This is a genomic window from Flavihumibacter solisilvae, from assembly GCF_000814475.1.
Classification (GTDB): domain Bacteria; phylum Bacteroidota; class Bacteroidia; order Chitinophagales; family Chitinophagaceae; genus Flavihumibacter; species Flavihumibacter solisilvae.
The window spans coordinates 109,623-123,020 of sequence record NZ_JSVC01000019.1; the positions used below are offsets into that span (position 1 = coordinate 109,623).

The window sequence follows — 13,398 nt, forward strand, 5'->3', positions numbered from 1 at the left end:
CGTAATGTACCACAAAGAACCATTATTTTTAAGTTCCAACTTGCCTGAAAACTAAAACACATGCGCTCATTATTTGTATCCCTGTTTTTTTGTGCAACTGCACTCAGCGTAAACGGCCAGCAAAAACTGGTGTGGGCCGACGAATTCGACAAACCCGGTGTCCCCGACAGTAAAAAATGGGGCTATGATGTCGGTGATCACGGCTGGGGAAACCAGGAAAAACAAAACTATACGGATGCCGACACAAATAATGCGGTTATCCGGAATGGCTCACTGTTCATCACTGCACGCAGAACGGCTGACGGCAAATACAGTTCGGCCAGGCTGATCACAAAGAATAAAGGTGACTGGAAATACGGGCGGATCGAAATCCGGGCAAAATTGCCAAAGGGCCTCGGGTTATGGCCTGCCATCTGGATGCTGCCGACAGACTGGAAATATGGCGACTGGCCGAACAGCGGCGAGATCGATATTATGGAACATGTGGGTCACATGCCGGATTCAGTGTTTACCAGTATCCATACCGAGTCATACAATCATATGATCGGAACACAGAAAACAAAGGGAATGTATGTTCCGGATACGCACGAAAACTTCCATGTTTATGGAATAAACTGGACGAAGGACAAAATTGATTTCCTGCTCGACGGCAAAACTGTTTTTTCATTCAAAAATGAAAAGACCGGTCCAAAAGTGTGGCCGTTCGACCAGCGCTTCCACCTGCTGCTCAATATCGCAGTTGGTGGCACCTGGGGCGGCCAGAAAGGACTGGACGACAGTGTCTTTCCACAACACATGGAAGTGGATTATGTGAGGGTGTACCAGTGAGCTGTGACGAATTACCCCGTTAACCGTTAATGATCTCACCACCGTTGGGATGTAAAACCTGCCCGGTCATGTAGCTGCTGTCATCACATGCCAGGAACAGGTATGAAGGCGCCACTTCAGCCGGCTCTCCTGCCCTTCCCAGGGGCGCATCACTACCATGCTTAGCTGCTTTTTTTGCTTTGAAGCTCGAGGGAATGAGCGCGGCCGATTCCACCAACGGTCTTGTTGATTGTCCTTTTTGCACGTGAGATAAATTATCAGGTGATGGAATAATTGTTCACTGGCTGATTCATACAACAACTATTCCAGCATATGCAGTCGGTTCGGCAGGGTTCTTGCACGAAACCCGAAACTGATCCCGATGCCTTCTAAACTGCTCGACATTCCTGCCCGGACCATCAGGCTGGAAAATGAAAAACCAAAATTCACCGGTCGCTCTCTCGTACTGCTCAACAATTCAGTAAAACCTGTAACAGTAACTAACCAGGCGAAAAGGGCATCCCTCCGACTTGCCAGTTCACTTGATTATGCAAAGTCCGCATCACCGGACATCCTTGAAGAAGCGCTTAGTGAAGCGGATGGAATTGTCTTCGACAAAATCAGGGTGGCGGTACTTAACGAAGGGAAGGTGGAAGAAATCGATAACAGGCGATCGGACAAATCCATTGCCCGCACATTTTTAAACAGCGAACCGGAACGCTATGTATATGCCATCCAGGCAAGAGGAAAAAAGAAACAACAAATAGGATTTGCCGACAACAAAGCAGCGAGCTGGGGCATGCATGCCATAAATGTATTGTCGAGCCGATTCACCGGGAAAGGAATTCCCGTTGCAGTACTTGATACCGGTATTGACACCGCGCACCCCGACCTGCAGTCGCGCATCAAAAGAAAGCGGACATTTATCAGCGGGCAACAGGTGATGGACCTGAATGGCCATGGAACGCATTGTGCCGGACTCGTTGCCGGGTTTCAGCATGTTGCGAAAAAATTCCGGTATGGAACAGCGCCCGGTGTACAACTGTATATCGCCAAAGTATTATCCAACCAGGGGGTCGGAACAGATGGTTCCATACTTGCGGGGATCGATTGGGCACTTGAGAATAAGTGCCGGATCATTTCCATGTCGCTTGGTGGTGAAGCCGAACCAGGAGAAGCCTATTCAGCAGTATATGAATCCGTGGCAAAAGAAGCACTCGCCAGCAACTGCCTGATCATAGCGGCGGCAGGGAATGAAAGTGAAAGGAGTAACGGGCTGATCGCTCCTGTGGGACATCCAGCCAATTGTCCGTCAATTATGGCAGTAGGCGCTTTGGACCAGCAACTGGCCATTGCAGATTTTTCCTGCGGCGGATTGAATCCCGATGGCGGACAGGTAGACATTGCCGCCCCCGGTGTCAATATCTGGAGCACCTGGAAGAACAAGGGATACAGGAGGGAATCCGGAACCTCGATGGCCGCGCCGATAGTTGCAGGCCTTGCGGCTTTACTCACAGAAAGTGATCCCAGAGCCAGTGCTGCCAGCACCTGGATGCAGCTGATCCAGCAGGCGAGGCGACTGGATCTACCGGCAACGGATACCGGTGCAGGACTGGCCTACTGCAGGAAATGACAGATTATTTTTTCTACTTTTATGCAGGAATGGAGACCATGAAATTCATAGCAGTAGTAGAAAACAAGCAGGAAATTGACCGTATTGCGGAAGCCCTTCGGAATATGGGCTGCACTATTGAGCGGATCCTGAAGCGGACCGGGGTAATTTCAGGACAATCCGGCTCCAGGTCCCTCCGCGATCTTGCGATCAAGGGCATCAGGTCCGTGGAGCCGGAAAGGAATGTGAAAAAACTGTAGCTTAAACCGTTTTCTTTGGGGGAAGCGCGAAGGCCTTCGCTTCATGTTCGAAATGACCTTTATGTGAACCATCGCAGAAGGGCTTGTTCTGTGACATCCCGCACCTGCAGATGCTGATGATCTCTCTTCCGCCGAGGTCATAAACATTGCCTTCTTTATCCCTGATCTCAAAATCTCCTTCGATCTTTAATGAACCATTCGTGTTCACTGTAATAATTGTAGTTGCCATAGTCGGCAAAAATAATCCAAAACCTGTCTTCGCCGCTCACTAAATTGCAGCATGACTATCAATGAGCAGGCAGTGGCGCAGACCCGGAAATGGATCAGTGAAGTAGTGATCGGATGTAATTTCTGCCCGTTTGCCGCAAGGGAATTCCAGCGCAACAGCATCCGCTATACAGTGCCTGCCAGCCAGGAGACAGAGGCAATACTTCATACCATACTGGAAGAATGCACTTACATGGATGAAAATCCGGGAATCGAAACAACACTGGTGATTGTGCCCGAAGCGCTCGAAGACTTCAGGGAATACCTTGATGTGTTATTCCTGGCCGAGGATGCCATGACGGGGGCAGGTTACGAAGGCGTTTACCAGCTGGCAAGTTTCCACCCCGATTACCGCTTTGAAGGGGCACCCACCGATGATCCCGCCAATTATACCAACCGTTCGCCATTTCCCGTATTCCACCTGCTTCGGGAAGACAGTATTGAAAAAGCACTGGAATATTACAAAGGGAATGCAGACGAGATCCCGGAAAAAAATATCGAATTCGCCCGGACAAAAGGGCTGGCATACATGAAAATGCTGCTGGAAAGCTGCCGCTGAAAAAAAAATCCGGTCACCATAGGGGTAAATGATCTGCCGGTTGTCGTATTCTGAAAAGGGATTTTGACAGAAGCGGTTATATTTGAAAGCAGATACCAATCCATAAGCATGGCCATTCCTTCAGCAGGGAACCTTATTCTGAGCACTGACCATGGTCCACTTGAGTTTGAAGCGGTTTTTAAAACACATTTTAAGAACCTGCATGCCTATGCATTCACTATGGTGAAGGATGAATCGACGGCGGAAGAGATGGTCCAGAATGTGTTCTGCAAACTCTGGGAAAAGCGTGAAAAGCTGGATATCCGGAATTCAGCGACTGCCTACCTGTATCGCGCTGTTTATAATGAGTGCCTGAATCACCTGAAGCACCGGAAAGTTAAGGCCGCCTATGTGGCCTATGCTTCCACGCGACCAGCTTCTGACAACAATCCGGCATCCGGGAAAATCCAGTTAAACGAACTCGAGTCCAGGTTAAATGCAGCCATCAATGAGCTGCCCGAACAATGCCGGACGATCTTCCAGATGAGCCGGTTCCAGGAACTGCGTTACCAGGAGATCGCCGACAGCCTGGGACTATCCATAAAAACCGTAGAGAACCAGATGGGAAAGGCGTTGAGGGTGTTACGGGAAAAACTAGTCGAATACCTGCCATTATTACTGTTAACACTGCTTAATCTTTGACTAATTGCAACAATTCCCACCATATGTAAATGATGAACTGCTGGTAAAACACCTGCTGGGCGAAACAAGCCCGGAGGAAAATGCCGCAGTTGAAAAATGGATTACGGAATCTCCATCTAACCGGGCCTATTATGATCATTTCAAACTGATCTGGGATAAGAGCAAACAATTTGCCGCAACCAGTACAGTAGATGAAGACGCTGCCTGGCAAAGATTCAGGGCGCGTGTTGACAAGGAACAAGGTTTTGATTTCAGTGCATTGCGGATTGCTGCAACCTTGCTGATCGCGGTTTGTACAATTGCCCTGGCGTATATGGGTTACCGGCAGTTCAGGGCTGGAGATAAAGTACAATTAGCGGCTGCAAATGAAACCAAAACGGCGACACTACCCGATGGATCTGAAATTGTACTGAACAAAAATTCCTCGATCAGTTATTCATCCGGCTTCACGGGAAAATCACGGAACGTTAAACTCAAAGGAGAAGGTTTCTTTAAGGTTCAGCCAGACAAGACCAAACCATTTGTAATAGAAACAAGTGACCTTACTGTAACAGTAGTAGGCACCTCATTCAATATCAGGGAAAGAGAAGGTTCAACCGAGGTGCTGGTAGAATCCGGCATCGTAAAGGTTTCACATAAAAATGAAGAAATTGAACTCCGTCCCGGTGAAAAGGCCACGCTGGCCTCGCCTGCAGCACCGTTGAAGAAAGAGCAGGTGACAGACAGGCTGCACGATTATTACAGGACCAAAACATTTACCTGTAACAATACCCCGCTTTGGAAACTGGTGGAAGTATTGAATGAAGCCTACCAGGCAAAGATCGTGATCAAAGACCCGGCCATAAGGGACCTGCGTTTGAACACGACGTTCAATGAAGAGCCTCTGGACAGAATCTTATACATAGTAAGCCAGACCCTCGACCTTACCATAAGCAGGGAAAACGGCACCATCATTCTCCAATAGTTCCGACGATGAGACAACAGCACAGGAAATTATTTATCCCGGTATTCATTCTTATCAGCCTGCTAACCTTTACCATTGAGTTGCGGGCACAGCAACTGCTTGACAGGAGAATTAACCTGCAGGTCAACCGCCAGCGGCTTGAAGACGTGCTGGAGATCATCAGCAACCAGGGAAATTTCTTCTTCAGTTACAACAGCAATATTGTGCGACGTGACAGCCTGGTAACGGTGAATGGACGGAACATCACTGTAAGGTCTGCCCTCGGCATTATTTTCCCAACCGGTTATGAATACCAGGAAAGCGGCAATTACATCATTATCCGCCGCGCCCCGCTCCAGGTCACGATCGTGACGGAACAGAGCCAGAGTGACGAAAATTATTATGTGGTGAAAGGCTATGTACGTGATGACCAGACCGGGGAGCATATCCGTGATGCTACTGTTTATGAAAAGCAACGGCTCAGTGCAACCATGACCAATGAGCAGGGATATTTCAGGCTGAAACTGAAATCACGTTTCAGAACTGCTGCGCTGACTGTGAGTAAGGAATACTACCAGGACACAACGGTGCAGATCCAGGCAGGTTACAACCAGCAGTTAACCATTACCCTCTCTCCTGCTGCGATTCCCGGGGCCAATGTGATTGTCGGTCCGGCCGGTCTGCCCGCGCCGGATTCGATTTATGTCGCGGTACCCCAACCCGATAGCACCACCATGTTGTATCTCTACAAAAAAATGGACAGCATCCGGGTTCAGCGCACGGCAATGGGAAAGTTCCTGTTGTCATCGAGACTTCGTTTGCAAAGTATAAACCTGGACAAGTTCTTTACTGTGCGGCCGGTGCAGGTTTCGCTTACTCCCGGACTGTCGACGAACGGCAAACTGAATGCGCAGGTGATCAACAATTTTTCGTTCAACGTATTCGGCGGGTATTCCGGTGGGGTTAACGGGTTTGAGCTTGGTGGACTGTTCAATATCGACAAGAAAGATGTGCAGTACCTGCAGGTGGGCGGCCTCTTCAATATCGTGGGTGGCAGCATGAAGGGTGTGCAGGTCGGTGGATTAAACAATACCGTGCTTGATTCTGCAGGAGGTGTACAGGTAGGCGGCATTAACAATTTCGTGAAAAACAATTACCGCGGTGTTCAGGTAGGTGGCGTGTATAACCACACCGGCAAAAAAATGAGCGGCGTACAGGTTGGCGGTGTGTTTAATTTTGCCGGACAAACCGCGAGTGGTGTGCAGGTGTCGGGCGTGTTCAATTATGCGAAGCGGTTACGTGGACTGCAGATCGGGCTGATCAACATTGCCGATACTTCCAATGGCTACAGTATCGGCCTCATCAATATTGTGTTGAAAGGCTATCATAAGCTTGCCTTTTATGGCAATGAAGTATTGCCCTTCAATGCTGCATTTAAAACAGGTAACCATAAGTTGTACAGCATCCTGATGGGTGGCGTTAAGACCGGCACTACCAACCGGCTTTTTGCGTTTGGCTATGGCATTGGAACCGACATCGGCTTCAACCGGACGCTGGGAATGAATATCGAACTTGGATCACAATACCTATATATGGGTTCATGGGACTATGTAAACCTATTGAACAGGGCTTCGGTGAACCTGCAGGTGAAGTTTGGGAAATACGTTTCTGTGTTTGCCGGGCCAGCATTCACGGTGTTCTATTCCGACCAGGACAGGAGTTTCCCCAATTACAAATACCCCGTTCCGGCAAGCTCATACAAAACGTATGATATGGGCACGAATCTGACGGGTTGGATTGGTTGGACTGCCGGGGTGCATATATTCTGATGCAGCCTCCTAAAAGCCGTGAAAGAGCCGACTAAGACAATTTACAGAGGAGAAAAGAACCAGAAAAGCACAGGTCGGGAACAGGAAAAGCACGGGAAAAGCACAGCCGAAGCACGAGAAAGCAGGGAGAACTGCGCACGAACAACACGGTCATGTATGCACGAACGACAGGAACTTTAAAGTATTACCAAATAATCACCATTTATCCGGATCAATGCTGTACAAATCAGAATCCTGGATCCATCCCGTAAAAATCTTACTAGAATTAGTAAGAGGACTATATTCCACTCGTGACCAACCCTGTACTTTTTCTATAATTTTTACAACATCATTAGCCACAACATATATTTTGGTCTTTTCAAGAGAAGGTGCCTGATGTAAATGGGCTTTATCTGCTCTAATAATACCGATCCTTTGCCATTTCCTATTTGCAGTTTTTTCAAATTTATACCCCTCACCTTCAAAATCAACCGCGGCATACCCATTTGGCTGATCTTTTAAGGCTAATCTAATTCCACCATCATAAGTTATTAAACCCGATATAAGTTCTTCACCTGGCCAACCAGACTTAATGGCAATCTTTCCATTACTTAATCTGCCAAAAAAATAAAACACATTAACATCTGTGAATTGCTTGGCACTCTCATTCCATTTATCATAATACTCGTACACTCCCGTTACAGTATCTCCACTTACTGCAATAGATACATCACCATATTTTCCACTCTCCAGTTTAGTAGTCTGTCGGTTATCATTTTCTTCTGAGTAAACCTCTTTTTTCTCCTTTTCTATATTAGCACAGTTCAGGGCACATACGATCAACAAAGAATACAAAAAAATAACTTTCATATTAGTTCATATTTTATCTCTGGATTCAGTATTCCTTCCAACCTACACCATATTTCAGGTTGCCATTTGAACCTAAACTTTCTCTTTCTACAATCAAGCATCTATGAAGCTAGCAGGAAGCTGCAAAAATGCATGAAAGACACATATATGTGTGCACGAACGACACATTTTTCAGCAGAGTTGCATTCCTGGGATTCAAAATCATCCACACATAGCCAACATCTTTCGCCCTGCTTAAGAAACTCCAACATTCAATCAACTAAAAGGCCGGCTCAAAGCCGGGTATAGGCCGTCTCAACTATAGAAAAGGGTAACAACCAGGCGGCAACGAGCTTTCGCGGAAGCGGAAAAACAGGGAGGGACAAGGGAGAATGAGCATAGTTCAAAGCCAGAAAACTGTATGAGTAGCATATACAGTAGGTATGAGTGACCGAAATTCGCCGCCTGTCGAGGTTCCTTAACCATAGGAAGAAGCTAAGAAGAAGCTAAGAAGAAGCAAAGAAGAAGCTATCGGCAAACATTAAAACTGCTGGCCCGGTACTACAAACACCGGTCAACGGATATAGAGAGGATATACAGAACCTTATACAACCTCCATAGAAAAATACCTTAACTGCCACCCTTTATAGACACGACCAGCAACATTCAGCGGTCCCCGCTACATACCGTGGCAATCGTCCCTCTTGCAGTCCGCCTCCCACCCTCGGCTAAATGCCCTTTTAAGCCTCATGGCAGGCCTGAGAACCAGGGAGAGTAGGTCAGGGGCGACAGTACGACGATATGCCGAATTTTCGGCTATACATGGCAAAGGCGCCTGGCCCCAGCCAGATATCAACAATAAACTATGAACCCGCCACCGTATTTCACAAAAATTCGCCCGTCGTCAAAATGGACACAGATGCGGAACCGGAGAGGCGTGAGTAGATGCAGGCAGCGCGCGCAACCAGCGAAAGTGCAGGGATAGTGCCGGGAGAGAGCCGAGAGAATGCCGGGACAGCAAAAGAAAAGCGTAACAAAAGTGCTACAGAAGTGCTGAAAAAGTGCTACCGCACAGGGAGGATTCCCGGAGAAAACCCATAGCTCGTTCGGAGAAAATGGCATGAATGACATATCCTGGGAGGCCTGAATGACATGAATTAAGACTATTCAGAATGTAACCAATCGCCGTTTTATGCCCCGATCCTTCACAATGCCTTCACAATGCCTTCACTATTCCCTCATGGATTGGTCATGCTTCTCCAATGAAACAATGAACAAACAGTATACGAATCGTGAACCCATTGTGAACCCATTGTGATGAAATCGACTGTCTGTCGATCCGATCACCGCCCCCTCATTACCATCTCACCAATCTTATCACTATCCGTAAAAATGTCACGCTGCTCATCATTACTCAACATGATCAAGCACACGTCAGTGTCGGGATAGAATTGGATATTCGCACGGAAACCCGGTACACCGCCCGCATGTGAAATACACACCCGGCCCTTTTTCAACTCATTGAACCACCCATATCCATAGTCGCCGCTGCGAGCAGTAAACGCGGCGGCGCGCGCACTGTCACTGAACACCGATCCGCTATAGAGGCCCTTGTACCACCTGTACAGGTCACCAGTTGTCGTATACATCGACCCGCATCCCGGCGCATACGTCGAATCAAAATCAACGATGGCTGTTTTCAACCGCACATCCGAATAGCCGGTTGACTTGTTCGTATCCACCACATGCATAAAATCAAAACCCGAGTGCTGCATTTGCAGCGCATCAAAAATGGCATCACGCGCCACGTGTTCGAACTTCCTGCCTGTCACTTTCTCCACAATAGCCGCCAGCAAAATGTAATTGGAATTGGAATACGCAAACTGAGCCGGCCGCAGCGCAGCACGCGGATAAGTACTGAAGCACGCTATCAGACTATCCAGGGTAATCGGCGCCGATGAATCCGGCAGTTGCGCGATAAAGGGAACCTCGAGATATTCCTTCACACCGGAATGATGCGTGAGAAGATCTTGCACTGTGAATCGGTCACCGTCCGGGTACGTGGGTAAAAATGTTGCAACAGGATCCGTTAATGCCATGCGGTTGGCAGACGCCAGTTGCAGTACCACCGCGGCGGTAAACGATTTGGAAGTCGAGCCGATACGATAGATCGTATTCGTATCATTCAGCGTGCCCGCCCGTGCATCCTTCACGCCATAGCCCCGGTGAAAGATAACCTGCCCGCGATCGGCAACAAGCACTGTGCCGTTGAAATGCACACCCTTTTTACCTGCCGACAAATAACGATCGATCTTATCCGGAAGTGGCTGTGAAAAAACGACACCCGCGAAGCACAATGCAACAGTTGAAAATATAAAGTGCATACGCATACAACAAAATACACTGGGATTTATATACGGATTCGTTAAAAGTGTAAATATTAAAATATTGCAAAGTGCCGTAGGGGTAAGAAGATGGTTCGTTGTCGTACTTCGAAAATGAAGTATTATGAACAGGAGCAGGAAGCTAAACCTTATCATGATGATGCTTTTGTCCGGGCTGTGGCTGCAGTTGGGGGCGCAACCCACACAAACTTTAAGGGGACAGGTTTTCGACCAGTTGATCCAGAGTCCGCTCGCAGGTGCAACCGTCGAATTACTTTCCACCGGGCAAACGGTTGTCACCGATGCCCAGGGATTTTACCGGTTTACCCGGATCCCTATCGGTACCCACCAGTTGCGGATCAGTTATGGCGGATATAAGCTGGTTCAGCTGGATAACGTCACATTGATTTCGGGGAAGGAACTGGTTCTCCCCATAGCCATGGAACTCGACGTTAAGGAGGAAAAGGAAGTGGTGGTGAAGGCAAAGGCCATTCGCAGCAAACCCATCAATGAGCTGAGTGTCGTTAGTTCAAGGGCATTTTCAGTGGAAGAAACCCAGCGCTATGCGGCGGCAGTGAATGATCCGCTTCGCATGTCGACAAGTTTTGCGGGCGTGGTTGGCGCCGACGACGGCAACAACAATATTGTAATCAGGGGAAACGCCCCTACTGCCTTGCTCTGGCGTATGGAAGGGGTCGATATTCCCAACCCGAACCATTTTGCAGGTGCGGGCAGTGCAGGTGGCGGCATCTCCATTCTCAGTGCGCAATTGTTGTCCAACGCAGATTTTGTAACAGGAGCTTTCGCGGCTGAATATGGAAATGCGGTGGGCGGAGTATTCGATCTTCACCTGAGGAAAGGCAACAATGAAAAACGCGAATACACTTTCCAGGCCGGGTTCCTCGGACTGAACCTCGCGGCAGAAGGTCCCTTCTCAAAAAATTACAATGGATCGTACCTGGTAAATTACCGGTATTCCACCCTGACACTGCTGGATAAAATGGGCGTGAATATCGGCGATGGAACAACTGACTTCCAGGATCTCTCCTACCATATTCACCTGCCCACAAAGAAAGCCGGCACTTTTTCCCTGTTTGGTTTTGGCGGCATCAGTGCACAGGAATTCGATACGGAAACCGACCCGGAAAAATGGGAATCGGAAGCAGATCGTTACGGGGGAACATATAAAGCAAATACCGGGGTATCCGGCCTCACCCACACTATCCAACTTGGAAGAAAAACATCCCTCCGTTCATCGATTGCCTATTCGTACCAGGACTTTGGTTATGATGAACAGTTTGTGGCAAAGCCCGATAGTGTGATCAACTCGCAAAAGGAAAACTACGCCACAAAAAAATGGATCCTGAATGGAACGGTGAATCACCAGTTCAACAGGCGTCATTCCATCAGGACCGGCTTCATTGTAAATTCAATCAATTTCGATTACTTCCAGCGGTCGAGGGAAAATCCCAATGCCCCGGTGGAAGAAAGGATCAATACGAACGATAATACCAGCACCATCCAGGCTTTTGCCCAGTGGCAATACAAAGCCACGGAGAAACTCTCTTTCACCGCGGGCATGCAATACCTGCAGCTGCTGCTCAATAACAGCAACTCTCTTGAACCTAGAGCATCGGTTAAATACGACTTTGATAACAGGCAGTCTGTTGCCTTTGGTTATGGCCTCCATAGCCAGGTGCAGGCCATGGGCGTATATTTCGCGAAAGCCCAGGATGCTGCAGGTAACTGGTATTCGCCAAACAAATCACTCTGCCTCACAAAGTCAAATCACTTTGTGCTTTCATACAACAGGTTGCTGAACAAAAGCCTTCGCCTGAAAACAGAGGTTTACTACCAGCACCTCTTTGATGTTCCCGTAAGTATTTACGATACCAGTACCTTCTCGACCGTGAACATTGAACAGGGCTTTGTTACAGAACCGCTTTCAAACAACGGGAAAGGGCGCAACTACGGCATTGAAATCTCCATTGAAAGACAGCTGAGAAACTATTTCTATTTCCTCTTTTCGAATTCACTGTACCAGGCAAAATATACTGCTGCTGACGGCATTGAACGCAATACCCGGTATAATGCAGGCTATGCCGGCACGTTTACTGCGGGTAAGGAATTTGTCCATGTTTCCCAGAAAAGAAGCTTCGGGGTGAATCTCAAGATGGTGTATACCGGCGGGTTCCGTGATACCCCGATCGATGTGGAAGCATCCACCAGGGAGGGCTACACGAAATACATTGAAAAAGATGCGTTCAGTATCCAGCAGCAGGCTTACTTCAGGACTGACCTCAGGCTGAGCATGAAGTGGAACAGGGCCAGGCATACCAGCACTTTGTCGCTCGACATCCAGAACCTGACCAACAGGAGCAACCTGTACAACAGGCAATATGACCCGCTGAAAGGCGAAGTGGTGAATATTTACCAGGCGGGGCTCATTCCAATCCTTAATTACAAAATCGAACTCTAATAGCACAACGATGAAACAATCTCAATCAAGGCTCTTATTAATATTTCTTGTATCGGTAACAGTTTTGGCAGCATCATGCAGGAAGGTCAATGGCGAAGGTCCTGTTGTCAGTGAAACGCGTGAACAGTCTGCTTTTGACGCAGTACAATATTCCTTGCAGGGAACTTTATATCATATCCCCGGTCCGCAGTTTTCCGTTGAACTCAGGGCACAGCGCAATATCCTGGATGTGATCGAGACTTATGTATCCGGCAATGCGGTGAAGATCAAACTCCGCGATAATACCGTGATCCGTTCATACGAGCCGGTGGAAGTATATGTGCATTCTCCTTCGCTGTCGGGCATTTCATTGAGTGGTTCGGGGAATGTATTTGTTCAACATGAGCTCACAACTCCACACTTGTCGATGGAATCGAGCGGGTCGGGAAATATTACGATCAATTCGGTAGTATCGGAAAGTCTCGATTGCCGGATCAGCGGTTCCGGCGAAATGCGCATCGCGGGCGGAAGCACGGGAAGTTCCAGGCTGAAGATCAGCGGCAGCGGGAATATTGACGTTTCAGGAGTGCAGTCAGATTCAGCGGAAACGCGCACCAGCGGGTCGGGAGATATTTCCCTTTGGGTGAACGATTACCTCGACAGTGAAATTTCCGGCAGCGGAACGGTGAAATATAAGGGCGGCCCAAAACTTATAGTTAAAATCTCGGGATCGGGTAAAGTCATCCCCTGGTGATGCAGCATGCATGATT

General features: G+C 48.2%; 13 protein-coding genes. 9 read left to right on the forward strand and 4 right to left on the reverse strand.

From position 1 onward, the window contains the following. The first annotated feature begins 60 nt into the window (after positions 1-60). Entirely contained in the window at positions 61-828 is a 768-nt protein-coding gene (locus OI18_RS16900; protein ID WP_039141917.1) for a glycoside hydrolase family 16 protein, read from the forward strand. A 19-nt stretch (positions 829-847) separates the two neighbouring features. Here the strand turns inward: OI18_RS16900 and OI18_RS16905 are convergent, their stop codons facing one another. Beyond that, positions 848-1,072: an SDR family oxidoreductase gene (locus OI18_RS16905; RefSeq protein ID WP_240312789.1), complete on the reverse strand. Its 225-nt coding sequence runs from the start codon at positions 1,070-1,072 to the stop codon at positions 848-850. A gap of 117 nt (positions 1,073-1,189) precedes the next feature. Here OI18_RS16905 and OI18_RS16910 point away from each other — a divergent pair, with 117 nt between their 5' ends. Both OI18_RS16910 and OI18_RS16915 read left to right on the forward strand, forming a co-directional pair. Continuing rightward, on the forward strand, positions 1,190-2,440 hold the full coding sequence (locus tag OI18_RS16910; RefSeq protein WP_052273322.1) for a S8 family serine peptidase: 1,251 nt from the start codon (positions 1,190-1,192) through the stop codon (positions 2,438-2,440). Beyond that, positions 2,437-2,679, forward strand: coding sequence for a hypothetical protein (locus OI18_RS16915; RefSeq protein WP_039141920.1), 243 nt, complete (start codon positions 2,437-2,439; stop codon positions 2,677-2,679). The genes OI18_RS16910 and OI18_RS16915 overlap by 4 nt, the downstream gene beginning before the upstream one ends. Position 2,680: 1 nt before the next feature. On the opposite strand, the gene OI18_RS16920 is transcribed toward OI18_RS16915, so the two are convergent. Then, positions 2,681-2,908: a CDGSH iron-sulfur domain-containing protein gene (locus OI18_RS16920; RefSeq protein WP_039141921.1), complete on the reverse strand. Its 228-nt coding sequence runs from the start codon at positions 2,906-2,908 to the stop codon at positions 2,681-2,683. Between the two features lie 51 nt (positions 2,909-2,959). On the opposite strand from OI18_RS16920, the gene OI18_RS16925 reads away from it, so the two are divergent. From OI18_RS16925 to OI18_RS16940, 4 genes are all read left to right on the forward strand, one after another. Continuing rightward, a complete protein-coding gene (locus OI18_RS16925) occupies positions 2,960-3,505 on the forward strand; it encodes a DUF1415 domain-containing protein (RefSeq protein ID WP_039141922.1) in 546 nt (181 codons plus the stop codon). Between the two features lie 108 nt (positions 3,506-3,613). After that, the gene (locus OI18_RS16930; protein WP_039141924.1) at positions 3,614-4,186 is read left to right on the forward strand and encodes an RNA polymerase sigma-70 factor; all 573 of its coding nucleotides are present in this window, start codon (positions 3,614-3,616) and stop codon (positions 4,184-4,186) included. Positions 4,187-4,190: 4 nt separating this feature from the next. After that, positions 4,191-5,150: a FecR domain-containing protein gene (locus tag OI18_RS16935; RefSeq protein ID WP_039141925.1), complete on the forward strand. Its 960-nt coding sequence runs from the start codon at positions 4,191-4,193 to the stop codon at positions 5,148-5,150. A gap of 8 nt (positions 5,151-5,158) precedes the next feature. Next, a complete protein-coding gene (locus tag OI18_RS16940) occupies positions 5,159-6,958 on the forward strand; it encodes an STN and carboxypeptidase regulatory-like domain-containing protein (protein ID WP_039141931.1) in 1,800 nt (599 codons plus the stop codon). Between the two features lie 195 nt (positions 6,959-7,153). On the opposite strand, the gene OI18_RS23900 is transcribed toward OI18_RS16940, so the two are convergent. Continuing rightward, the gene (locus OI18_RS23900; RefSeq protein ID WP_152616861.1) at positions 7,154-7,807 is read right to left on the reverse strand and encodes a hypothetical protein; all 654 of its coding nucleotides are present in this window, start codon (positions 7,805-7,807) and stop codon (positions 7,154-7,156) included. A 1,322-nt stretch (positions 7,808-9,129) separates the two neighbouring features. Continuing rightward, positions 9,130-10,176, reverse strand: a complete 1,047-nt coding sequence (locus OI18_RS16950) for a serine hydrolase domain-containing protein (protein ID WP_039141933.1) — start codon at positions 10,174-10,176, stop codon at positions 9,130-9,132. Positions 10,177-10,294: 118 nt separating this feature from the next. Here OI18_RS16950 and OI18_RS16955 point away from each other — a divergent pair, with 118 nt between their 5' ends. Together OI18_RS16955 and OI18_RS16960 are read left to right on the forward strand one after the other, a co-directional pair. Next, on the forward strand, positions 10,295-12,649 hold the full coding sequence (locus tag OI18_RS16955; RefSeq protein WP_052273324.1) for a TonB-dependent receptor: 2,355 nt from the start codon (positions 10,295-10,297) through the stop codon (positions 12,647-12,649). A gap of 10 nt (positions 12,650-12,659) precedes the next feature. After that, positions 12,660-13,382 carry a head GIN domain-containing protein gene (locus tag OI18_RS16960; RefSeq protein WP_082038016.1) on the forward strand — a complete coding sequence of 241 codons (723 nt, stop codon included), beginning with the start codon at positions 12,660-12,662 and terminating at the stop codon, positions 13,380-13,382. Positions 13,383-13,398: the final 16 nt, after the last annotated feature.